Origin of the sequence: Dyadobacter sp. (assembly GCF_017744695.1) — a bacterium.
In the GTDB taxonomy this organism is placed as follows: Bacteria; Bacteroidota; Bacteroidia; order Cytophagales; family Spirosomataceae; genus Dyadobacter.
The window spans coordinates 1-23,273 of the sequence record NZ_JAGIAS010000015.1 but is presented as its reverse complement, the minus strand read 5'-3'; the positions used below and the strand labels follow the sequence as shown (position 1 = coordinate 23,273).

Genomic DNA, 23,273 nt, shown 5'->3' with positions numbered 1-23,273 from the left:
GCCGCCACAATTATTAAAAGCAAAAGCATCTCCAAGTGAGATGCTTTTTTGCGTTGATGCCAGTATGGCAGAGTTTCAAATAGGATTAAACCAAGTTGACCTCTCGATTCCGGTACTTTTTCAACATGAACTTTTGCAAAATCTTGCAGAAATATTTTGCAAAACTCTGCAGCATTTATTCTTTTTCCTATATTTGCATCCGTAACTGCTGCAAGGCAACAATCAACTATGAAATTATTCAATACTATTTGGTGGTGGCGTACTTATCCTTCCAAGATGGACAAGTAAGGCTATTGCATGGTATAGAATGAAAATATACATACAAACGGCTCGCTGTTCATCTGACAGCGAGCCGTTTTTTTATACACTTTACATTACAACTTGAAATGAAAACCCTGGACAAGACTTATCAGATTACCACACGCCACAAAAAGCTCCTGGCCGATACATTGACGCCCGTTTCGATCTATTTGAAGCTCAGAGACCGTTTCGTCAATACGATCCTCCTGGAAAGTTCCGATTACCACGGCAACGAAAACTCATTTACATACATCTGCTGTGATCCTATTGCTTCTTTTAAACTGAACAATAGCACGGTAACCCAGAAGTTCCCCGACGGTTCCGAAGTCGTTTTCGAACTAACCAACCGGAAGGATGCAGTGCAGGCTTTGTATGGTTTTGCGCAAAGCTTCAAGTCAGAGAAGAGCAAGTTCCCTTTTATTACAAACGGCCTCTTTGGTCATATGACCTACGACGCGGTGACCTATTTCGAAGACATTGAAATACAACCGACCAATCCAGAGACTGAAATTGACCAGATATTCTACCAGGTTTACCGGTACGTCATCGCTATCAACCATTTCAAAAACGAGCTTTACATTTTTGAACACCAATACGGCGAGACGACAGAAGAAGGCGGTATCGACCAGATCGAAGTACTAATCAAGAACCGGAACTTTCCGCAATACGGCTTCAATGTTACCGCCGATGAAACATCCAATGTAACCGATGACGAAATGCGGAAAGTGATCCAGAGAGGGATTGATCATTGCCTCCGCGGAGATGTGTTCCAGATTGTTCCTTCCCGTCGTTTCAGCCGCCAGTTCCAGGGCGACGAGTTCAACGTTTACCGCGCCCTGCGCTCCATTAACCCCTCGCCCTATCTCTTTTATTTCGACTACGGCAATTACAAGATCTTCGGATCCTCTCCCGAAAAACAGATATTCATCAAAAACGGCCAGGCCGAAATCCACCCGATTGCCGGTACGTTCCGCCGCACGGGTGATGACCAGGCAGACGCGGAAGCTGCGCAAGCCCTGCTTAATGACCCCAAAGAGACTGCTGAGCATGTGATGTTGGTCGATCTGGCACGAAACGACCTGAGCCGTAGCTGCGACGCCGTAAAAGTCACGAATTACAAGGAAGTGCAATACTACTCGCACGTAATCCACCTCGTTTCGAAAGTTGTAGGTAAAATGAACAAGGACGTGAACCCGCTTCAACTCGTGGCCGACACCTTTCCCGCGGGCACATTATCGGGGGCGCCCAAGCACAATGCGATGAAACTCATCGACCAGATGGAGTCCAGTAACCGTAGCATTTATGGCGGCGCCATCGGTTTTATGGATTTCAATGGTGATTTCAACCACGCGATTGCGATCCGGACATTCCTCGCCAAGGACAATACGCTTTTCTTCCGAGCGGGAATGGGCGTAGTGGCGAAATCGAATGTCGAGAGTGAATTGCAGGAAATCAACAGCAAGCTGGCCGCATTACGCCAGGCCATTAAGGTGGCAGAAGAACTTTAAAAGGGAAACAGCCATGTCGCAGATCAAAATATATGGCCTGAAATCTTCGCTGTACGCGGTTCGGGAACGATTGTCCGACACGTTGCATAGCTGCGTCGTAGAAGCCTTCCAGTATCCGCAAAACAAGCGTGCACACCGGTTCTTCTACCTCGATGAAGGAGATTTCTTTTATCCCGAAGGCAGAAGCGAGCGCTATACGATCATCGAAATAGCCTTGTTTGAAGGCCGCTCTATTGAAGCTAAGAAACATTTGTACAGGCTAATCTTCCAAAAATTCGAGGAAACGCTCGGTATTGCGCCCAACGACGTGGAAATCACGCTCACCGAGACTCCGCCTCACAATTGGGGCATTCGTGGAAAAGCAGGGGACGAATTGGTCCTGGATTATAAAATTGCCGTTTAAAACGATTTGAAATCAATGAAAATACTAGTTCTCGACAATTACGATTCTTTCACCTACAATCTCGTGTACATACTTCGCGAGCTGCACGACCAGGTGGACATTTACCGGAATGATAAAATCGCGCTGGAAGACGTCGGAAATTACGACAAGATCCTGCTGTCGCCGGGCCCGGGTATTCCCTCGGAAGCGGGCATTATGCACGATGTGATCCGCGAATACGGGGCTTCCAAAAGCATTCTCGGCATTTGCCTCGGACATCAGGGAATAGGGGAGGTTTATGGCGCCGAGTTGGAGAATATGACCGACGTGCTGCACGGTATCGCCGACACGGCCATTGTTACCGACGCCAGCGAGCGCATTTTCAAAGGCCTGCCTACTCATATCAAAGTCGGCCGGTACCATTCGTGGACTGTCATTCCGGAAACATTCACCGATGACCTTACCATTACTGCCGTGGACGAAAAGGGCCGCGTTATGGGGCTTTCACACAAAAAATATGACGTTAAGGGACTCCAATTCCATCCCGAGTCGGTTTTGACAGAGCATGGAAAGGAAATGCTGCAAAACTGGTTGCAAATCTGACCTCCGCATTGAACGAACACCAACTTACCCGACGATATTAGCAATTAAAAACTGTCATGAAACACATTCTTAGCCATCTTTTTGAATATAAGGTCCTCGACAAATCGCAAGCCAAAGACGTTCTGATGGGAATTGGGACCGGCAAGTATTCCAATTCCGAAATTGCTTCATTTTTAACAACTTATGCCATGCGCAGCATTACCGTCGAAGAGCTGGAAGGCTTCCGTGACGGCTTGCTCGAACTCTGTCTTTCGGTAGATTTGTCCGCATACGACCCGATCGACGTTTGCGGAACAGGAGGCGATGGTAAGGACACATTCAATATTTCGACCTTATCGTGTTTTGTGGTAGCAGGAGCAGGTCAAAGGGTGGCGAAACATGGCAATCACGGCGTTTCATCGATGTGCGGATCCTCGACGGTGCTGGAATACCTGGGAGCGAAGTTTACCAACGATAAGGATTACCTGGAACGGAAGATCGAAGAGGCTGGCGTATGCTTTTTGCATGCTCCTCTTTTTCACCCGGCTATGAAGAATGTAGCACCCGTAAGGAAGGAATTGGGTGTGAAAACGTTCTTCAACATGCTCGGTCCGATGGTGAATCCGGTATCGCCGAAAAAACAGCTTGTGGGCGTATTTAGTCTTGAATTAGCGCGTCTTTTTGCTTATCTTTACCAACAAACGGATAAGCAATTTCTGGTTCTTCACGCATTAGACGGCTACGACGAAGTGTCATTGACAGGTGCTTTTAAGATTATCACCGCTCATTCCGAGCAAGTTCTTACCCCCTCTCATCTAGGGCTACAAACCTTGCGCGCCGACGATTTATCCGGTGGCGTTACGGTTGAAGAGTCCGCCCGGATTTTTATGAATGTTTTGAACGATACGGCAACGTCCTCTCAAAAACAGGCGGTGCTGGCCAATGCGGCGATGGCGCTCTATTGCGCGAATCCGGCATTGTCGCTGACCGACGCTGTGGAAACAGCCCGGGAGTCGCTCGAAAGCAAGAAAGCATTGGCAGCTTTCAAAAAATTGATCGAAGAATAGTTAGCGGGAAAGCATTTCTCCCTTTTTATAATTGCAGTTACAGCATTTTTAGATGAATATTTTAGAAAAAATTATCGCCCGCAAGCAGGAAGAAATAAGCGAATCGAAAAAGCAGCGGTCCATTTCCGATCTGGAAAAGGAACCATTGTTCTCGCGCCCGACAGCTTCCCTCGCGGCGGCGCTAAGGTCATCTACTTCACCCCGCATTATCTCGGAATTCAAACGAAAATCCCCTTCAAAAGGCATCATTAATGCCGATGCATTACCCGAAATCGTGACGAAGGATTATGTGAATGCAGGCGCAGTGGGGCTTTCCGTATTGACCGACATCGACTTTTTCGGCGGTTCATTTGCCGATTTCCTCGCGGCCAGGGAAGCCAATCCGCAGATCCCGATGCTCCGAAAAGATTTCATCGTGGACGAATACCAGCTTTTCGAAGCCAAGTCCATCGGCGCGGATGTGATCCTGCTCATCGCAGCGAACCTCACGCCGGCACAAGTTGGGACTTTGAGCAAGAGGGCGCATGATCTGGGCCTGGAAGTATTACTGGAAGTCCATAATGCGGAAGAGCTGGCTGTAAGTGTAGGCGAGCATATCGACATCGTAGGCGTGAATAACCGCAATTTGAAAACCTTTGAAACATCTATCGAAACATCTATCGAACTCAGCGAGCTGATCCCGGCAGAGTTTGTGAAGATTTCAGAAAGTGGTTTGAAAGATGCCGAAACCATTGTGGGGCTGTATCAACACGGCTACAAAGGCTTTTTGATCGGAGAAACGTTTATGAAAACTGTAAACCCCGGAGCCGCACTTGCAGGGTTGCAACAAAACTTAACTCAACATAGCAATTTAAATCCTCTGGTTCTATGAAAATTAAAGTTTGCGGATTGCGCCAGCAAGGCAACATTGAGCAGGTAGTAGCCTTACAGCCCAATTTTATAGGGTTTATTTTCTATGAAAAATCACCGCGTTTTGTGGGCGAGGAATTGAGTGAGGAATACATCCGCAGCATTCCTCAGAGCATTAAAAAGGTAGGTGTGTTCGTGAATGCAAACCCCGGCCATATCCTGAATATGGTCAAAAAATACGACCTGCAATATGTGCAGCTGCACGGCAACGAAATGCCCGACATCTGCCGCAGCATCCGTCAGAAAGGGGTGAGCGTAATCAAGGCGTTCTCCATCGACGAGAAGTTCAACTTTGCCATGCTGAATAACTACAAGTCATTTTGCGACCTGTTTTTATTCGATACCAAAGGTGAAAACCCTGGTGGCAACGGCACGGCGTTCGATTGGAAACTGCTGAGCAAATACGACAACGAAAAGCCTTTCCTCCTCAGCGGCGGCATCGGGCTCGACAACATCGAAGAAATCATCACCTTATCCCAGACACTTCCTATCTACGGTATCGACGTCAACAGCAAGTTTGAGACCGAGCCGGGCGTGAAGGACATCGCCAAGCTGGAAGAGTTGTTTAGTTTAGTTCGCGTAAAAGAACAAGAAGAAGCGGAAGCTTAATTTTTATGGAAGCAATTGCAGAAAAGAAGTCGTATCAGGTAAATGACCGCGGTTACTATGGCACCTTCGGGGGCGCATTCATCCCTGAAATGCTATACCCGAATGTTGAAGAACTACGTGAAAACTACCTGCAAATCATCGCAGACCCTTCTTTTCAAAAGGAATTCAACGATTTACTACGCCATTACGTAGGACGGCCTACGCCACTTTACCCGGCCCACCGGCTTTCAGAAAAATATAAAACCAATATTTTTCTCAAAAGGGAAGACCTCTGCCACACCGGCGCGCACAAGGTAAACAATACCATCGGACAAATCCTGATGGCACAACGCCTTGGCAAAAAACGCATTGTGGCCGAAACCGGCGCAGGCCAGCACGGCGTTGCAACGGCCACCGTGTGCGCACTGATGAACCTCGAATGCATCGTGTACATGGGCGAGCTCGATATCGAGCGCCAGGCACCTAACGTAGCGCGCATGAAAATGCTCGGCGCGGAAGTCCGCCCGGCTACCTGCGGGTCGCGTACGCTGAAAGATGCCACCAACGAGGCTATGCGCCACTGGATCAACAACCCGGTTGATACGCATTACATTATCGGCTCTGTGGTAGGGCCGCACCCTTATCCCGACATGGTAGCGCGCTTCCAGTCGGTTATTTCCGAGGAAATCCGTTGGCAGCTCAAAGAGCACACCGGCAAAGAAACACCTGATTACGTGGTAGCCTGCGTTGGCGGCGGCAGTAATGCGGCGGGCGCATTTTACCACTTCCTCGACGAAGAAAACGTCAAACTCGTAGCTGTGGAAGCGGCGGGGCTGGGACTTACTTCGGGGCATTCCGCGGCAACGGTCGCGTTGGGCAAGCCCGGCGTGCTCCATGGCAGCCGTACGATCCTGATGCAAACCGAGGATGGCCAGGTGGTGGAACCTTTTTCCATCTCCGCTGGGTTGGATTACCCGGGCATCGGTCCTCAGCACGCATGGCTTGCCGCCAGCGGTCGCGGTACATTCCTTTCGGCTACGGATGACGAAGCGGTACAGGCAGCATTCGAACTGACACGCCTCGAAGGCATTATCCCCGCATTGGAATCATCGCACGCACTGGCCGTTTTGGGCCGCCTGGGCGCTTCCAAAGACGAAACGGTGGTACTGAACCTCTCCGGCCGCGGCGACAAGGATATGGGCACTTATATGAAACACATCGATTAATTCTCACCTCAATACAACATCACATGGCTACATTGACATTGCCAGAGGTTTTCGACCTGCGGTTGAAGATCCAGGAACTGGAAGCAAAGGTAAACTCAGGTGAACTGTCGCTCTTCGAACGTTGCGATATGGAAGACGAGATCCTTGAAATGAAAGAAAAACTGGGCGAGTTCGATCGTCTGAAATTCAGCGACGAAGGCGAATGCCTCAACTGCTCGGCTTAGTCACCTTAATCCATACCACCATATGCAGAGATTTAAACTCTTTTTGCTTGCTTCCATGGTCCTTTTCAGCACCATGTCATTTGTTTCACCTTCCAATCCACCTAAAAAAATGCTTCGCCACGTTGTGCTTTTCAAGTTCAAAGATTCTTCAACGCCTGCGCAAGTGAAAGAAGTGGAAGATGCTTTCCGCAAGCTCCCTTCGAAAATCAAAGAGGTGAAAGGATTTGAATGGGGTACCAACAACAGCCCGGAAGGACTGGCACAGGGCTTTACACACGTGTTTTTCGTGACTTTCGACAGCGAAGCCGGACGTGAAGTATACCTGCCACACCCTGAGCACAAAGCATTTGTAAAAGTCCTGGAACCACACCTGGACAAAGTATTGGTTGTTGATTACTGGACACAAGAATGAACCGCATTGTAAGTCTTTTTCAGAATTTTAATAAGCATACCGACGGTGCTGGACTCCTGAACGTGTATTTCACGGCTGGTTTCCCAGAGCTGGACGATACCACCCGCATTTTGCAGGCATTGCAGGATGGCGGTGCCGACCTGGTCGAGATTGGAATGCCTTATTCCGACCCCGTGGCCGACGGCGAGACGATCCAGCAAAGCAATGACCGCGCACTGGAAAACGGGATGTCTGTACGCATTTTGTTCGATCAGCTGAAAAACATGCGTGGGATGGTATCCGTACCTGTGCTGCTGATGGGCTATATCAACCCCGTATTGCAATATGGCATCGAAGCATTCTGTGCTAAATGCGCCGAAGTAGGTGTGGACGGGTTGATCCTTCCCGATATGCCGATGGATGTGTACCTCGACGAGTACAAATCTATTTTCGACGCGCACGGGTTACTGAATATCTTCCTGGTAACGCCGCAGACTTCCGAAGCGCGCATCAGGCAGATCGACGAAGTAAGCGAAGGTTTTATCTACACCGTTTCCTCCGCAAGCGTTACCGGTTCGAAATCGGGCGTGAGCGGCGACATGGAAGCATACTTCGAAAAACTCGACGCGATGAATCTCCGCAATCCACGACTGATCGGCTTTGGGATCAAAGACCACGACACTTTCGTGAAAGCTTCGAGCCACGCTGCCGGAGCAATCATCGGAAGTGCCTTCATCCGCGTGTTGCAACAGAGTACCGATCTCGAAAACGACGTCAAAGCCTTTGTTAGGGAGGTAAAAAACTCTTCGGAGGCAATTCCAGCCTAAATTCGCCGCGGAGCGGCCGATTTTGAAATTACTTCAGGCATTAATTTTGTACAAACAATCCGTCACCGGGTTGTTTGTTTTTTTATGTCCCAATGCTGCCAATGAAAACCGCTATTTCCTTGCTCATCGTTCTCATATGCAGCGCATATACGTCCGCATTCGCACAATTCAATTTCGACCTGGAAGGCGGGATGATTTTAGGCACCGGTTACAATAAAGTACAAATTCCCAGTGGAACGGGAACGCGCGTGAATCTTCCAGAGCAACTCAATCTTGACCGGAGTGCGTTCTATCGCATTCGTGCAGGGTACCGGATCGGCAACCGGCACAACATCTCCGCATTGTTCGTGCCGCTCACAATTCACTACCGCGGAGCGCTCGATCAGAACACGAATTTCAACAACAACAATTTCCTGTCGGGCCAGCCGCTTAACGTCGACTACCGGTTCAACTCGTACCGGCTTACCTATCGCTACGATTTTTTCGCCAATGGCAAGTGGAGGGTAGGGGCGGGGCTCACGGCCAAAATTCGGGACGCCGGCATCCGATTCAAAAGTGAGTATGCCGACACACATGATGACAACCTCGGTTTCGTGCCGCTTATTAATTTCTATGCTTCCTGGAAACCGGCCTACCACTGGACCGTCATCCTCGAAGGCGATGCACTCGCAGCGAAGCAGGGACGTGCCGAGGATATCTTCGGCGGCGTTGCCTACAATTTCAACAACACGGTCGCGATCAAGCTAGGGTACCGCATGCTCGAAGGTGGCGTCGACAATGACAAGATTTACAATTTCAACTGGATCAACTACGCATCGGCCGGTGTATCGATTTCACTCTAACAATCGAGCGATGCCCGCATTTCTTGGTGCTTTCTAAGTAAAAACAGCAGAAATTCGCTATATTTCTTTGTTTTTAGAAACCGTTTTCCGGTGGGTATGCCCGTTCGTAATTTTTGAATGGGGTATCCGTTATAAAAACTTCACAGTTATACCTAGACCACTATGGCACCTTTCACTACCTCAATGGAAGGCCTGTTGCTTCGCATTCAGGAATACCGTCAGAAATATTATCAGAACCAGTTACTCAAAGGTGCGATCTTCTCGATCGGACTGTTGCTGACTGTCTTTTTGTTTTTCAATACGATTGAATATTTCGGGCGGTTCAGCTCGGTGGTGCGCGGGATGCTGTTTTTTGGCTTTCTGGCGGTGCTCGTGTTTTCCTTTGTACAATGGGTGGTGCAACCACTGATCCATTTGTACGGTTTGAAAAAACCGCTCTCCGATGAGCAGGCCGCGTTACAGATCGGGCAATATTTCCCGGAGGTAGGGGATAAGCTCGTAAACACATTGCAGCTTCGCGGCCTGACAGGCACACAGTCGGATCTGATTGAGGCAAGTATCCGGCAGAAATCAAGCCAGTTGCTCATCGTCCGTTTTTCGGATGCCATTCGTTTTAATGAGAATAAAAAAAGGCTGAAATATGCGGTGTACCCGCTGGCGGCCATTGCGGTGATTTTACTTTTCAATCCCTCATTCTTCTCTTCCAGCTCCGAACGCATTATCCATTTCCAAAAGAATTATACCTATGCGCCGTTCTCTTTCGAATTGCAAAACAAGAGCTTGAAAGCATTTAGAAATGAGGATTTTACGTTAAAACTAAAACTGCAAGGTGAAGCACTGCCATCCGCGGTTTACCTCGTGCAGAATGGTACGCGTTTCAAACTGACACAGGAAAGCGCCAAGGATTTTTCCTACACATTCAAAAACCTCCAGCGCGACGTCGCATTCTCTTTCGACGCTGCCGGCTACGCTTCGGACGAATACCACATTGTAGTAAACGAGCGGCCGTCGCTGCTATCATTTGATGTAAACCTGCATTATCCCGCGTACCTGAACAAACCTTCCGAAGGACTGAACAATGTAGGAAATCTCTCGGTACCGGAAGGCACAACCATCGAGTGGAATTTCAATACTTCCTCCACGAAAGCACTGGCCATTAAATTCGAGAACGATTCGGCATTATATACTGCGAAGGAGAGCAACGGCGATCATTTCGAGATCCGCCGGACCGTGCGGAAATCGGCCCAATACCAGGTAAACCTGAAAAACGAGCAGACTACCAACTCGGATAAGATCGGCTATTTTATCAATGTCATTCCGGATAAGTACCCGGTCATGAACCTTGAAAACTTCCAGGATACTACATTATACAACTACCTCGTATTAGGCGGTTCGATTAGCGACGACTATGGGTTTTCACAGCTGCGGATGTTTTATTCCGTGAAAAGGGCTAACGAGGACAAACCTGCGCAACCCAGGAGCATTCCTATTCCTTTTAACAAAACCGTCAATACCCAAAGCTTCTTCTTCCAATGGTACGTAGATAGCCTCAAACTCGCTCCCGGCGACCGGATTGAATATTATGCCCAGGTGTGGGACAACGACGGCGTAAACGGCGCGAAAAGCGCCCGGTCTCGTTCGATCCAGTTTACTGTACCATCCAAAGACCAGCTGGAAGCGGAGGTAAGGAAGTCGGAGCAGGCCACGGAGAACCAAATGCAGTCGGCGATGAAGAAAGCGCAGAGTTTGCAAAAGGATATTGAAAACCTTGACAATCGCCTCAAAAGCAACAAGGAGCTCGACTTCAAAGAGCAGAAACAAATAGAGGAAGTGCTTCGCAAGCGCGAGGAGCTGATGAAAGAATTAGAGGCTTTGAAAGAAAAGCATCAGGATGCCAATGAAAAGGCACGGCAGTTCAACCAGCAGAGCCCCGAATTGCAGGCGAAGATCGAGCAGTTGCAAAAGCTGATGAACGACCTCATGGACGAGGATACCGAGAAGCTCTATAAGGAGCTCAAAAAGCTTTTGGAACAAAAACAGAGCGAACGGATGTCGAGCATGCTTGAAAAGCTCCGCAACAAGGAAAACAATCTGGAAAAAGAACTGGAACGAACCATGAAGCTCTTCAAGCAAATGCAAATGGAGCAGAAAATGGAAAACCTGGCTGAAAAGTTGAATGATTTGGCCGATAAGGAGGAGAATCTCGCCGAAAAATCGGAGCAGAACGATAAGAATAAGAGCTCGGAGGACAAACAGGGCAAAAACGAAGACCTGAAAAAAGAGCAGGAAAAGATCCAGGACGATTTCAAAAAAGCCCAGGAAAACAGCAAGGAGATCGAGGATATGAGCAAGGAACTGGAACAAGAGCTCGACATGCAGAAAGAGGAGCAAAAAAACGCTTCTGAGCAAATGGAACAGAGCAAGCAGCAGCTCGACAAGCAACAGAACCAGAAAGCGTCCCAGTCGCAAAAAAATGCGGCAAAATCAATGAAGAAGATGGCGCAGTCGATGCAGGAACAAATGGAGTCGGCGGAAATGGAGCAAATGCAGGAAAACCTCGACGCATTACGTGACATTCTGGAAAACCTGATCACATTATCCTTCGACCAGGAGACCTTGATGAAAGACTTCCGTGGCGTGAGCCTGCAAGACCCGCGTTTCGTGAAACTCGGCCAGCAGCAGCTGAAATTGAAAGACGACGCGAAGATCGTCGAGGATAGCTTGTATGCATTGGCCGGCCGCGTGGTACAGATCCAATCGTTCATCACCCGTGAGCTCAACGATATGAAGTCGTACATGAACGAGAGCGTGAAAAGCATCAAGGACCGGCAAATCAACGTCGCCACTTCGAAGCAGCAATTCGCCATGACTTCCATGAACAACCTCGCATTAATGCTGAGCGATGTCTTCAACCAAATGCAGCAACAAATGGCGATGGCCATGCCCGGCGCCGGCAAAGGCAAAAAGGGAAAGCAGAAAGGAGAGCAACCGGGCATGGGCGAAATGCAGGAGAAACTGAACGGGCAGATCAAGCAGCTCGGCCAGGGTAAGGAAGGGCAAGGTAACCAATCGGAACAGCTCGCGAGAATGGCCGCACAGCAAGCCGCGATCCGCAAGATGATCCAGGACCTGATGGAGCAACAGAAAGGCACCAAGCAAGGCCAGCAAATGGGTAAGGAGTTGCAGGACATTGCCGACAAGATGGACGAAACCGAAACCGACCTCGTGAACAAGCGCGTGACGCCCGAGCTCATCAAGCGCAACCAGGAGATCACCACGCGTCTGCTCGAATCCGAGAAAGCCATGAAAGAGCAGGACGAAGACGAGCAACGGAAAGCACAAGCCGCGAAGCAACTGCCCAAACAGCCGCCTGCCGCGTTCGAAAAATACATCCGCGAGAAAGAGAAGCAAACCGAACTGCTTCGCACGATACCGCCTACATTCTCACCATTCTACAAACGCGAGGTGGATAGCTACTTCCGTAAATACCAGGCCAAGAACTGATCAACAGCCCATTTTGTTGGGCTAGGGTAGGGGATAGCGTTAACTCTTTTTAACAGGGGTTTGCAGACGCTATCCCTTGTTTTTCATGTTCTTAATGACAGACTTCGTAAGTTTGTAAATTATTTACGATCAAATATTTAAATATCATGCACCCGTCGGCGCTTATCCGGGCGGTGGTGTATGGCTATCAATATGGTAAGTTTCTTCTCGGAAGATGTTGATTTTAAGGTGGTTAATCCGCTTAAAACAAAGAAATGGATTAAAAACGCCTCAATTTCAGAGGGTTATGAGTTATCGCAATTGAATTACGTGTTCTGTTCGGACGAATACCTGCTTGAAATCAATAAACAGTACCTCGACCACGACTATTTCACTGACATCATTACGTTTGACAATAGTGAGGAAGACAATCAATTGGAAGGGGATATTTACATCAGTGTAGACAGGGTACGCGAAAATGCAGCAACGTTCCACACCGATTTTGACACAGAAATGCGCCGTGTGCTCGTTCACGGGCTGCTTCACCTCGCGGGTCATGACGACACGAGTGAAGCGCTTAAAACGGCCATGAGGGCTAAAGAAGATGAGTATCTTAGGCTGTTCTAGTTAAATTTCCACGTGGAACACTTTAATTAAAGTGGTTTAACAAGTAGTAATTATATGTTTCAGGAATATGATGTGATCGTGGTAGGCGCAGGCCATGCAGGATGCGAAGCCGCTGCCGCCGCAGCGACGATGGGTTCGTCGGTGCTGCTGATCACAATGAATATGCATACAATCGCACAGATGTCGTGCAACCCCGCCATGGGCGGCGTCGCGAAAGGACAGATCGTCCGGGAGATCGACGCACTCGGTGGACAGTCGGGGATCGTCTCCGACAAAACGATGATCCAGTTCCGGATGCTGAACCTCTCCAAAGGGCCGGCCATGTGGAGCCCCCGTTGCCAAAGCGACAGGGTAAGATTTGCCGAGGAATGGAGGTCCATTCTCGAGAACAATCCGAACGTCGACTTCTGGCAGGACACTGCGAAGAACATCATCGTCGAGGATGGCAAAGCATGTGGAGTGGTAACCAGCCTGGGCATTGAAATCCGCTCGAAGGCTGTCGTCCTAACCAATGGTACTTTCCTGAATGGGCTTATCCATATCGGTGAAAAAAACTTCGGCGGCGGACGCACCGGAGAGAAATCAGCCACCGGGTTGACCGAGCAACTTGTATCGCTCGGCTTCGAAGCCGGTCGCATGAAGACAGGCACGCCTCCACGCGTGGACGGCCGCTCGCTCGACTACTCCAAAATGGAGGAGCAACCCGGCGACGAGAACCCAGCCAAGTTTTCCTACACCGATACCAAGCCGCTCGCCAAACAACGCAGTTGCTGGATTACCTACACCAACCAGGAAGTACATGACGTACTGAAAACCGGTTTCGAAAAATCGCCGATGTTCTCTGGTCGCATCAAGGGACTCGGACCACGGTACTGCCCTTCAGTGGAGGACAAGATCAACCGTTTCGCCGACAAGGACCGCCACCAGATATTCGTGGAACCGGAAGGGTGGGATACCGTGGAGGTATATGTCAATGGCTTCTCAACCTCGCTGCCGGAAGACGTTCAATATGCCGCACTTCGGAAAATCCCGGGGTTTGAAAATGCTAAGATGTTCCGGCCGGGCTATGCGATCGAATACGACTACTTCCCGCCGACCCAGCTGAAATCGACACTCGAAACGCACCTGGTGAAGAACTTGTTTTTCGCAGGTCAAATCAACGGCACCACAGGCTACGAAGAAGCCGCATGCCAGGGATTGATGGCCGGTATTAACGCGCACCGAAATGTGAACAATCTGGATCCATTCGTTTTGAAAAGATCGGAAGCTTACATTGGTGTACTCATCGACGACCTTATCAACAAAGGCACTGAAGAACCGTACAGGATGTTCACATCCCGCGCCGAATACCGCACGTTGCTTCGCCAGGATAATGCTGATTTAAGGCTAACCGAAAAGGGCTACGAAATCGGATTGGCGGGCTACGAAAGGGTAGAGGCAGTGCGAAAAAAGAAACGCGAAACAGAAGAGATCATCGCCAAACTGAGCGCAACCAAACTGACACCCGATCAGATCAATCCAGCTCTGGAAGCAATCGGAACAGCGCCGATACGCGAGAAAATTGCCATTGCGCAACTGCTCAGAAGGCCACAGATTTCAATCGATCAGCTACTCGATGCAAGCCCGGTGGTGACCGAATTGCTCTCTGAATACGGCATCGATTCCGTACAACAGGCAGAAATTAATCTGAAATACGACAGCTACATCGAAAAGGAAATGCTGCTCGTAGAGAAAATGAATAAGCTGGAAAACCTCGCGATCGTAGAAAATTTCAATTACGACGGGGTCACTTCCTTGTCCTTTGAGGGACGTGAAAAACTGAAAAGAACACGTCCTTCCACGATCGGCCAGGCGTCGCGTATTAGCGGCGTCAGCCCTTCGGATATATCTGTTTTAATGCTTTACATAGGCCGCTAATGTCTTTAGAAACGCTCGAAAAATGCCCGGTATGCCAGCAATCCAGTTTCAGCAATTACCTGAATGTGGAAGACTATACCGTTTCGCACAAAGAATTCACGATCCAGCAATGCAATTCCTGCTACTTTCTGTTCACCAATCCGCGTCCGTCGGAAGAACAGATTGGCGCATATTATGAATCACAAGACTACATTTCTCATCACGATGAAGCCAGGGATCTGATGAGTAAAGTGTACACCTCCGTGCGAAATCATACGATTGAAGAGAAGGTAAAACTGATCAATAGTCTTGTTCAACCGAAGGGAACGTTGCTCGATATCGGTTGTGGAACGGGCAATTTTCTATGCGCCGTGAAACAAAACGGTTGGAAAACCTTCGGTACCGAACCCGATTCCGGCGCTCGTGAAGTAGCATCGAAAAGGGTAGGGGCAACAGTTTTTGAAAGCATTTTTGAAGAGAATCCGGGAACTCAGGAGTACGATATTATCACGATGTGGCACGTCCTGGAACACGTCCACAAACTGAATGAAACGATCGATTGGCTGCAAAATCACCTAAAACCAAACGGGCGGATCATTATCGCGGTACCCAATCCGCAGTCATACGACGCCGTTAAATATGGCCGTTTTTGGGCCGCCTACGACGTTCCGCGTCATTTGTATCATTTTACCCGTGCCACGATGAAAAACCTTCTCCAAAGGCACGGATTGACGGTTAAAAAGATACTACCGATGTGGTTCGATTCATTTTATGTGAGCATGCTTAGCACGAAGTATAAAAACAGCAAAACCAATCTCATTGATAGCGTATTCACCGGGCTGCAATCCAATGTCAAAGGCCGCGCCGGTACCAATAAAGAGCTCAACACTTCCAGCCTGATCTACATTATCTCGAAAAACTGACCAGTACCAACACATCAAACGGCCCTCAATACCCACTGTATTGGGGGCTTTTTAAATTCATCTGAAAATGCTTAAAACGATTGTATTTGCCATCCTCATACTGTTCTTCTTCGAACGCTGCGCACAACAAGTACCACCTACTGGAGGGAAAAGAGACTCCATCCCCCCTATGCTCGTGGAGAGTAACCCCATGAACAAAACCCTCAATTTTAAAGGAAAAAAGATCGAGCTATTCTTCGATGAATATGTCGTGGTCGATAATATTAACCAGAAACTGGTCATCACGCCGGAATCCGACAACCCCTATTCTTACAAGCAGAATGGTATGTCCGTGCTGCTCTCCTTCAAAAATCAATTCAAGGACAGCACCACTTTTACATTGAATTTCGGCGACGCTATCAAGGATTTCGCAGAAAAAAATCCGGCAAAAAACCTCAAAATTGTCTTTAGCACCGGTAACTCACTCGACTCCGGACGCGTGTATGGAACCCTGAAAGACATCCGCACCAACAAGCCTATTTTCGACGCGCTCGTGGGCTTGTATAACGTCAGCGATACACTCAATATCGCCAAACAAAAGCCCTACTACTTCTCCCGCACCGATAGCAGCGGCGTATTTTCTATCGAGAATATCCAGACAAGGGACTACAAACTCATCGCGATCGACGACAAAAACCGCAATATGCTATTCAATGCAAAAGACGAGCGAATGGGATTTTGGGGTAAAACCATCAAGGCTGGCACCGATTCCGTCGCCTATCAACTGAATATGTTCCTTTCGGATAACACTCCCCTGAAAGTCCAGCGCACATTGCCCAAAGTGAATAACTACGCCGTGGTGTTCAGTAAGCCCATTGAAAACGTTGAAGTGACCTTCGCCAATAAAGATTCACTCCCCTACCTGCTGGAGCCGAATGGCACAAATCTCAAATTTTTCAATGTAGAGCCCCATCCCGACACCACGTTGGTAAAACTCAAAACGTTGGATTCTTTGGGAACTACGAATGAATTTGAGCAAAAAGTCGCATTTCAAGCGCAGCGCGGCAAGCAACGCCAGCTAGATCCGCTGTCGTTTACAACCGTCCCTGAGGCGAATAAACCCCTTACCAACACGTTCACCTACAAACTCATTCTGAATAAGCCCGTACGCACGATCGATGATCAGAAGATCGCATTAATCTCCGACAGCCTCACACATGAGCCGCTGAGCGCATTTAAATACAGTTGGAATAAAAACCATAATATCCTCACAATCGACGCCAAATCGTTCGCAAAAGATACCGTGAAATGGGACATTCCGAAAGGCTCGATCATCAGCGTTGAAGGCGATACGCTTCCAAAAACACTGCTGCGGCATACTATTTTAAAAGAAGAAGATTATGGGGTAATCCATGGCCGCGTGACAAACGCGGATACCTCCGTACACTTCATTATCGATCTCGTCGATGAGCAATATAAAGTCGTCGAAACACACTATCAATCGCCCTACACTTTCAAGAATATCCCTCAAGGAAAATATTTTTTACGCGTCACGATCGACAAAAACCGGAACAGAAGGTGGGACACCGGCCAAATGGACAAGGACCTGCAGCCCGAACCCGTGTATTACCTCCCGGATAAGATCCTTTTGAAGGCCAATTTCGAGTTGAACGACATCAATATCACGATTCCTGAAGAAAAATAATGACATTTTTGTCTACAGTCTGTGGATAACTGTGTGAATAACGCGGAAAATTTGTTGGTAAAAGGGTCGAAATTGTGAATAAGCTTGTGGATAACCCCTAATATGTGTGGATAAAAAAGTGAATTTGGGCCTCCAGTGGATAACCGACAGCTAAATCGAAGTTAACAGTACGTTGATTCACTTTAGAAACTGTGGATAACAAAAGTAGTCAACTAAAGGCGTTTACCCACATTCTATTGTGTACAGAATATTTCCTAACTTGTATTTCAACTACTTAAATGTTGATTTTCAAAATTTCTACAGTGGATAACTACACATACTTATCCACAAAATGTGAATAAGTATGTTAATCTACAGTGGATAAGGCTTTTATTCACAAATCCACAGGCACACTGAAGGATAATAACTAAAGGAAAAAGATTTTTTTATCTATTATGAAAAGGGTTACGAGCTGTTTGATGATAGGATTTCTGCTTTCCGGGGCGGCCGCGGCGTTCGGGCAGGGCGAGCGGGAGCTGGCCGAGGAATACTTCAAAAATGGGGATTGTCCGAAGGCGCTTAGTTACTATTCTTCATTCCTGAAAAGCTCATTTGAAAAAATCTCGCTTAAGAACTACACCAGCTGCATTGTCAAGAGCAAGGCTTGGGGAGATGGCGAGCAGTTTTTCAAGAAGCAGATCAAAGGCGATGCCAATAATGCGGCCTGGTATTATCTGAATTGGGGCATTATGCTTGAGAATCAGGGGAAGGCCGTAGAGGCGTCCAAAAAGTATGAGCAGGTCATTACCGCATCCGGCGTGAGAACGGAGCTTAAACGCGATCTGGCAGAGGAATTCAGGGCGCAAAACCAGTCGGAATGGGCGAAGAATATTCTACTCGAGGCACGGGAGAGTGCGAAGCGCTACGACATTTTCCAGCTGGAATTGGCGAGCGTTTATCGCGATTTGAACCAGCCCGAAAAGATGATCGACGAGCTGCTTTCTTATGGAATGCGCTATCAGAATACCGAGGTGGTTCAGAATATGCTTCAGGACTTTACGAAGGACGAAAAGGAGCAGGCCCTGCTGGAGAAAGTATTATATGATAAGATCCAGAAGTTCCCCCAGGAAGGATTTTATAATGAATTGCTGATCTGGTACCAGGTGCAGCGCAAGGATTTTTACAAGGCATTCATTCAGGAAAGGGCTCTGGACCGCCGTTTCAAACACAACGGTTCGCGGCTTTATAACCTTGGCATGCTAGCCCTGCAGAATAATGATTATACCAATGCAGGCACCATCTTCGACCATTTGGTAAAAGAATATCCGAAAGGCCAACTCTATCCGGTGGCCCGGCGAATGGCGATTTTCGCGCGCGAGGAACAGGTTAAAAATACGTATCCCGTTAAAAGAAGCGAGGTGCAAAAGCTGCTCGGCCAATATCAGCAGTTGGTGGATGAGCTGGGTGTGAATGTGCGTACGATCGAGGCGCTGCGCAACATGGCTATCTTGAATGCATTCTATATGGATGATTTCAAAAAGGCGATCGAGATATTGCAGACGGCCATCGAAGCAGGCAAGGCTGAGAAGAGTTTTGTAGATAAATGCAAACTCGACCTGGGGGATATTTACCTATTGCAAGGCGAGCCCTGGGAGGCAACGCTGGTGTATTCACAGGTCGAGAAATCGCAGAAGGATGATGTGCTGGGTTATGAAGCGAAATTACGGAATGCGAAGCTGCATTATTTTAAAGGGGAATTCGAACTCGCCAAAGCAGTGCTGGACATTCTGAAAAAAGCGACGAGCCGCGAGATTGCGAATGACGCCAATGAGCTGTCCCTATTAATTATGGATAACACAGGGCTTGATAGCACCGAGGCGGCTATGAAGGCTTACTCCTCAGTGGAACTGCAATTGTTCCAGAACAAGAAGTTCGAGGCGATCGACACTTTGAAACAACTTTATAAAAGATACGAGAACCACAGCCTGGCCGACGAGATCCTTTGGCTTACTGCGAAGACTTACATTAAGCTCGACAGTAACCAGCAAGCGATGGCGGATTTGAAATTATTGTATTCCAAATTTGGCCACGACCTGTATGGCGACGACGCGCTCTTTGCCATGGCGAAACTCTACCAGGAGAAGCTCAACGACAAAGACCAAGCCATGAAGTTGTATCAGGAGCTAATGGAAAAATATCCGGGCAGCATTTTCGTCGCCGAGTCGCGGAAGCGTTTCCGGATTTTGAGAGGCGACGTGGTTAACTAGAGAAATTTTCGAAGACAATACAAAAAGGCCCCGGAGTTCGAGACTTCGGGGCCTTTTACATTTTAAAATTCACGTGCTTCTACCCGGATTCTATCAAATATTCAAATCTCAGGCGCATTAAAAGTCGAAACTTCTATTTTAACTCATTCATTAATAGTAATTTGAATTCCGAAAACTCAGGTTTCATTTTGATCGACACTTTTTCAATATCGAGCAGGGATTTCAGTCTTTCGGGTACATCGATGCTTTTTCCCAATGTTTCTTCCACCAGGTCGATAAATTTGGCCGGATGAGCCGTCGATAAGAAGACGCCGGTAAAATCGCCGTTCGTTTTTTTCCGGTACTCCTGTAGACCCCGGTAAGCGACGGCGGTGTGTGGGCACATCACATAGTTGGCATTCCCGAAAACTTCGCGCATTGCTTTTTGCGTTTGCTCGTCGTTGAAGAATGCGCCTGAAACTTTTTCGTTGATCGCATTCCAGTCGTCACCGAAAAATCGGGTGAGCCGTACAAAGTTGCTCGGGCTGCCGACGTCCATGGCGTTGGATATTGTTTCAATCGAAGGAAGCGGCTCGTAATTGCCAGACTCGAGGTAGCGGGGTACCGCATTGTTTACATTCGTTGCTGCGATGAAATGTTCCACCGGTAAACCCATGCGATAGGCGAGTATGCCCGCGCTGAGGTTTCCAAAATTTCCGCTTGGTACCGAGATCACCAGTGGCTTTCCCAATTTCTTCAGCTGCGCATAAGCCGCGAAGTAATAGAATGATTGCGGGATGAGCCGTGCAATATTAATGGAGTTGGCGGAAGCCAGGTTATATTTTGCACTTAGCTCAGGATCGAGGAATGCTTCCTTTACCAGGCGCTGGCAATCATCGAATGTTCCGTCCACCTCAATGGCCGTTACGTTATGGCCAAGGGTAGTAAGCTGTTTTTCCTGAATATCACTTACTTTTCCGCTCGGGTAGAGGATCGTGACGGAAATTCCGGGTACTTGATAAAATCCCTGCGCAACCGCGCCGCCCGTGTCACCCGACGTCGCCACCAGGATGCGGATTTCCTTGTTTGAGCGCTCCAAAAAATAGGACATGATCGCGGCCATAAATCGCGCTCCAAAGTCCTTGAAAGCCATGGATGGACCATGGAACAGTTCAAGTACGTAGTCGTTCGGGGTAATCTTCACAACCGGCGCCTCGAAATCATATGCGCGATCGATGATGGATTCAATTTCGCTTCTTGTAATTTCGCTGCCTAAAAGTGTAGCCGTCACTTCGACAGCGATCTCTTTGAAGGATTTATTTTCAATGTCGGCCAGAAATTCCTTTGAAATCGTCGGGATGGATTCGGGCATGTAGAGACCGTTATCGGGAGGAAGGCTGTTGAAAACGGCTTCTTCCAGCGATGCTTTCAAGTCGGCAGTTTTGGTACTGTAGAATATCATTTGATATAAATTGATCCGGAAAATGGGAGCGCAAATTTAATTAAAATCCCAGCAGGTCAGTTATTTTGACAACTTTTAAATGGATTTTCAAAATAAAAACCTGCATGGTACTTTGCGGCGAAAGCATGCGGGGATCGTGCGGCCCTGTAATTTTGTTTAGTACGAATAAGTAGAATAATCAATATAACAAACCAAATAATATGTCGATAGGAATTTTCAATGTACCGGCACTAAAAAACGAGCCGGTGAAAAGCTACGCACCAGGCAGCCCGGAACGTTCTGAGCTTAAAAAAGCACTCGCAGCGGCCCGCGGGAAAGTCATTGATATACCCCAATACATAGGGAGCGAGGAAGTCTATTCGCAGAATAAAAAGGCAATCTCCCCGCCTCATGATCATCAGCACATTCTGGGCTATTTTCATGAGGGTACGAAGGAAGATGTTTCCAAAGCGATCGATGCAGCTTTGAAGGCAAGAGAGGGTTGGGCAACGCTTACCTGGGAGCAACGTGCGGCGATATTCCTGAAAGCGGCAGAACTGATCGCAGGTCCGTACCGCGCCGAAATGAATGCGGCGACGATGCTGGGACAATCCAAAAATGCGTACCAGGCGGAGATTGATTCCGCTTGTGAAATCATTGATTTCCTGCGCCTTAATGTGAATTTCATGCGGGATATTTATGAAGAGCAACCCATATCTTCGGAAGGCGTCTGGAACCGTATGGAATACCGTCCGTTGGAAGGTTTCATCTTCGCCATTACACCATTTAACTTCACTGCTATTGCCGGAAACCTACCTGCGGCGCCTGCATTGATGGGCAATGTAGTCATCTGGAAACCGGCATTCACGCAGGTATATGCGGCGAACGTGATTATGAAAGTATTCAAGGAAGCGGGGCTGCCGGATGGTGTTATTAATATGGTTTTGGCCGACGGTCCCGTTGCCGGTGATGTGATTTTCAAGCATCCTGATTTCTCTGGTGTGCATTTTACAGGCAGTACTAAAGTTTTTCAAACGATCTGGAAAACGATCGGGGAGAATATCGCTACCTATAAGACTTTTCCAAGAATCGTGGGCGAAACGGGTGGTAAGGACTTTGTGCTTGCGCATAAGTCTGCGGACGCAAAGGCAGTCGCTACGGGCCTTGTGCGCGGTGCTTTCGAATACCAGGGACAGAAATGCTCGGCGGCTTCGAGGGCTTATATTCCTTCCAATTTGTGGGAAGAGGTGAAGCAATTCATGCTGGCTGATCTGGCGGAGATCAAAATGGGAGGGGTCGAAGATTTCTCCAATTTCGTGAATGCGGTGATTGATGAAAAATCGTTCGACAAGATCGCTTCTTATATAGACGGGGCAAAGGCCAGCGCCGACACAGAAATCGTCGCAGGAGGCAATTTTGATAAGAGTAAAGGGTATTTCGTCGAGCCGACCATTATCCGGGCTTTCAAACCCGATTATGTGACGTTATGTGAAGAGATCTTCGGGCCGGTGCTCACTATATATGTGTATGATGAAAATGAATTCGAGCAGATCATTCCCGTCATCGACGCCACTTCTCCTTATGCATTGACTGGCGCTGTGTTTTCAAAGGACAGGTACGCCATTGAATATGCGACCAGGCATTTGGTCAATGCGGCTGGCAACTTCTATATAAACGATAAGCCGACCGGTGCGGTGGTAGGGCAGCAGCCATTCGGCGGTGCACGTGCATCGGGTACAAATGATAAGGCCGGGTCGGTTTTAAACCTGCTGAGATGGGTATCGCCGCGTGCATTGAAAGAGACGCTTGTTTCGCCGAGAGACTATAAATATCCCTTCCTTTCCGGCGAATAATTGGATAATGCTTTTGAATAATTTAAAAAGTCGAAGAACTTTCAAAATTTTCGACTTTTTTCTTGCCTGGGTATTGGACTTGAAAAAATGTTTTCTACCTTTGCAATCCCAATCGCAAACGAAGCGACTGACACGAAGAAAAGAAAGCGCGGTTGGCACTGTTCTTTGACATGATGAGATAGACCAAAAGAGTAAGAAAAACTCGTTTGAATAGAATTAAGCTACTTATATGTAGCAAACAATATTTACAATGGAGAGTTTGATCCTGGCTCAGGATGAACGCTAGCGGCAGGCT

General features: G+C 48.1%; 20 protein-coding genes. 19 read left to right on the top strand and 1 reads right to left on the bottom strand.

The window, feature by feature from the left end:
* The 18 genes from J7619_RS32150 to J7619_RS32065 form a co-directional block, all read left to right on the top strand.
* Positions 1-205 (top strand): hypothetical protein (locus J7619_RS32150; RefSeq protein WP_291209012.1); only part of this gene is annotated, 205 nt, incomplete at its 5' end.
* A gap of 181 nt (positions 206-386) precedes the next feature.
* On the top strand, positions 387-1,808 hold the full coding sequence (locus tag J7619_RS32145) for an anthranilate synthase component I family protein (protein ID WP_291209010.1): 1,422 nt from the start codon (positions 387-389) through the stop codon (positions 1,806-1,808).
* A gap of 13 nt (positions 1,809-1,821) precedes the next feature.
* The gene (locus J7619_RS32140) at positions 1,822-2,211 is read left to right on the top strand and encodes a tautomerase family protein (protein WP_291209008.1); all 390 of its coding nucleotides are present in this window, start codon (positions 1,822-1,824) and stop codon (positions 2,209-2,211) included.
* Between the two features lie 15 nt (positions 2,212-2,226).
* Complete coding sequence (locus tag J7619_RS32135) at positions 2,227-2,793, top strand: aminodeoxychorismate/anthranilate synthase component II (RefSeq protein WP_106599799.1); 567 nt, start codon at positions 2,227-2,229, stop codon at positions 2,791-2,793.
* Between the two features lie 56 nt (positions 2,794-2,849).
* Complete coding sequence (trpD, locus tag J7619_RS32130; RefSeq protein WP_291209005.1) at positions 2,850-3,839, top strand: anthranilate phosphoribosyltransferase; 990 nt, start codon at positions 2,850-2,852, stop codon at positions 3,837-3,839.
* A 52-nt stretch (positions 3,840-3,891) separates the two neighbouring features.
* A complete protein-coding gene (trpC, locus tag J7619_RS32125) occupies positions 3,892-4,710 on the top strand; it encodes an indole-3-glycerol phosphate synthase TrpC (RefSeq protein ID WP_291209003.1) in 819 nt (272 codons plus the stop codon).
* A complete protein-coding gene (locus J7619_RS32120; RefSeq protein ID WP_291209001.1) occupies positions 4,707-5,357 on the top strand; it encodes a phosphoribosylanthranilate isomerase in 651 nt (216 codons plus the stop codon). The genes trpC and J7619_RS32120 overlap by 4 nt, the downstream gene beginning before the upstream one ends.
* Before the next feature lie 5 nt (positions 5,358-5,362).
* Complete coding sequence (gene trpB, locus J7619_RS32115) at positions 5,363-6,562, top strand: tryptophan synthase subunit beta (protein ID WP_291208999.1); 1,200 nt, start codon at positions 5,363-5,365, stop codon at positions 6,560-6,562.
* Between the two features lie 23 nt (positions 6,563-6,585).
* Positions 6,586-6,786, top strand: a complete 201-nt coding sequence (locus tag J7619_RS32110) for a hypothetical protein (RefSeq protein ID WP_015813244.1) — start codon at positions 6,586-6,588, stop codon at positions 6,784-6,786.
* A 55-nt stretch (positions 6,787-6,841) separates the two neighbouring features.
* Positions 6,842-7,198, top strand: a complete 357-nt coding sequence (locus J7619_RS32105; protein WP_291209024.1) for a Dabb family protein — start codon at positions 6,842-6,844, stop codon at positions 7,196-7,198.
* A complete protein-coding gene (gene trpA / locus J7619_RS32100; protein WP_291208996.1) occupies positions 7,195-8,004 on the top strand; it encodes a tryptophan synthase subunit alpha in 810 nt (269 codons plus the stop codon). The genes J7619_RS32105 and trpA overlap by 4 nt, the downstream gene beginning before the upstream one ends.
* Positions 8,005-8,105: 101 nt before the next feature.
* Positions 8,106-8,846, top strand: coding sequence for an outer membrane beta-barrel protein (locus J7619_RS32095; protein WP_291208993.1), 741 nt, complete (start codon positions 8,106-8,108; stop codon positions 8,844-8,846).
* 183 nt (positions 8,847-9,029) lie between these two features.
* Positions 9,030-12,350 carry a DUF4175 family protein gene (locus J7619_RS32090; RefSeq protein WP_291209021.1) on the top strand — a complete coding sequence of 1,107 codons (3,321 nt, stop codon included), beginning with the start codon at positions 9,030-9,032 and terminating at the stop codon, positions 12,348-12,350.
* Positions 12,351-12,542: 192 nt separating this feature from the next.
* A complete protein-coding gene (ybeY, locus tag J7619_RS32085; RefSeq protein ID WP_291209018.1) occupies positions 12,543-12,956 on the top strand; it encodes an rRNA maturation RNase YbeY in 414 nt (137 codons plus the stop codon).
* Positions 12,957-13,010: 54 nt separating this feature from the next.
* Positions 13,011-14,873: a tRNA uridine-5-carboxymethylaminomethyl(34) synthesis enzyme MnmG gene (gene mnmG, locus J7619_RS32080; protein WP_291208990.1), complete on the top strand. Its 1,863-nt coding sequence runs from the start codon at positions 13,011-13,013 to the stop codon at positions 14,871-14,873.
* Positions 14,873-15,775 (top strand): class I SAM-dependent methyltransferase, encoded by a 903-nt coding sequence (locus J7619_RS32075; protein WP_291208987.1) that lies wholly within the window; start codon positions 14,873-14,875, stop codon positions 15,773-15,775. The genes mnmG and J7619_RS32075 overlap by 1 nt, the downstream gene beginning before the upstream one ends.
* Positions 15,776-15,842: 67 nt before the next feature.
* The gene (locus tag J7619_RS32070) at positions 15,843-17,459 is read left to right on the top strand and encodes an Ig-like domain-containing domain (protein WP_291208984.1); all 1,617 of its coding nucleotides are present in this window, start codon (positions 15,843-15,845) and stop codon (positions 17,457-17,459) included.
* Positions 17,460-17,917: 458 nt separating this feature from the next.
* On the top strand, positions 17,918-19,705 hold the full coding sequence (locus tag J7619_RS32065) for a tetratricopeptide repeat protein (protein ID WP_291209015.1): 1,788 nt from the start codon (positions 17,918-17,920) through the stop codon (positions 19,703-19,705).
* A gap of 133 nt (positions 19,706-19,838) precedes the next feature.
* Here J7619_RS32065 and thrC read toward each other — a convergent pair whose 3' ends face one another.
* Positions 19,839-21,146, bottom strand: coding sequence for a threonine synthase (gene thrC / locus J7619_RS32060; RefSeq protein WP_291208981.1), 1,308 nt, complete (start codon positions 21,144-21,146; stop codon positions 19,839-19,841).
* Positions 21,147-21,346: 200 nt separating this feature from the next.
* Between thrC and pruA the strand changes: the two genes are divergently transcribed.
* Complete coding sequence (pruA, locus tag J7619_RS32055) at positions 21,347-22,978, top strand: L-glutamate gamma-semialdehyde dehydrogenase (protein WP_291208978.1); 1,632 nt, start codon at positions 21,347-21,349, stop codon at positions 22,976-22,978.
* Positions 22,979-23,273: the final 295 nt, after the last annotated feature.

Excerpts from the sequence above, each read along its gene's own strand:
- J7619_RS32145 (WP_291209010.1), top strand. The coding sequence starts at position 387 with ATGAAAACCCTGGACAAGACTTATCAGATTACCACACGCCACAAAAAG.
- J7619_RS32140 (WP_291209008.1), top strand. The coding sequence starts at position 1,822 with ATGTCGCAGATCAAAATATATGGCCTGAAATCTTCGCTGTACGCGGTT.
- J7619_RS32135 (WP_106599799.1), top strand. The coding sequence starts at position 2,227 with ATGAAAATACTAGTTCTCGACAATTACGATTCTTTCACCTACAATCTC.
- trpD (WP_291209005.1), top strand. The coding sequence starts at position 2,850 with ATGAAACACATTCTTAGCCATCTTTTTGAATATAAGGTCCTCGACAAA.
- trpC (WP_291209003.1), top strand. The coding sequence starts at position 3,892 with ATGAATATTTTAGAAAAAATTATCGCCCGCAAGCAGGAAGAAATAAGC.
- J7619_RS32120 (WP_291209001.1), top strand. The coding sequence starts at position 4,707 with ATGAAAATTAAAGTTTGCGGATTGCGCCAGCAAGGCAACATTGAGCAG.
- trpB (WP_291208999.1), top strand. The coding sequence starts at position 5,363 with ATGGAAGCAATTGCAGAAAAGAAGTCGTATCAGGTAAATGACCGCGGT.
- J7619_RS32110 (WP_015813244.1), top strand. The coding sequence starts at position 6,586 with ATGGCTACATTGACATTGCCAGAGGTTTTCGACCTGCGGTTGAAGATC.
- J7619_RS32105 (WP_291209024.1), top strand. The coding sequence starts at position 6,842 with ATGGTCCTTTTCAGCACCATGTCATTTGTTTCACCTTCCAATCCACCT.
- trpA (WP_291208996.1), top strand. The coding sequence starts at position 7,195 with ATGAACCGCATTGTAAGTCTTTTTCAGAATTTTAATAAGCATACCGAC.
- J7619_RS32095 (WP_291208993.1), top strand. The coding sequence starts at position 8,106 with ATGAAAACCGCTATTTCCTTGCTCATCGTTCTCATATGCAGCGCATAT.
- J7619_RS32090 (WP_291209021.1), top strand. The coding sequence starts at position 9,030 with ATGGAAGGCCTGTTGCTTCGCATTCAGGAATACCGTCAGAAATATTAT.
- ybeY (WP_291209018.1), top strand. The coding sequence starts at position 12,543 with ATGGTAAGTTTCTTCTCGGAAGATGTTGATTTTAAGGTGGTTAATCCG.
- mnmG (WP_291208990.1), top strand. The coding sequence starts at position 13,011 with ATGTTTCAGGAATATGATGTGATCGTGGTAGGCGCAGGCCATGCAGGA.
- J7619_RS32075 (WP_291208987.1), top strand. The coding sequence starts at position 14,873 with ATGTCTTTAGAAACGCTCGAAAAATGCCCGGTATGCCAGCAATCCAGT.
- J7619_RS32070 (WP_291208984.1), top strand. The coding sequence starts at position 15,843 with ATGCTTAAAACGATTGTATTTGCCATCCTCATACTGTTCTTCTTCGAA.
- J7619_RS32065 (WP_291209015.1), top strand. The coding sequence starts at position 17,918 with ATGATAGGATTTCTGCTTTCCGGGGCGGCCGCGGCGTTCGGGCAGGGC.
- thrC (WP_291208981.1), bottom strand. The coding sequence starts at position 21,146 with ATGATATTCTACAGTACCAAAACTGCCGACTTGAAAGCATCGCTGGAA.
- pruA (WP_291208978.1), top strand. The coding sequence starts at position 21,347 with ATGTCGATAGGAATTTTCAATGTACCGGCACTAAAAAACGAGCCGGTG.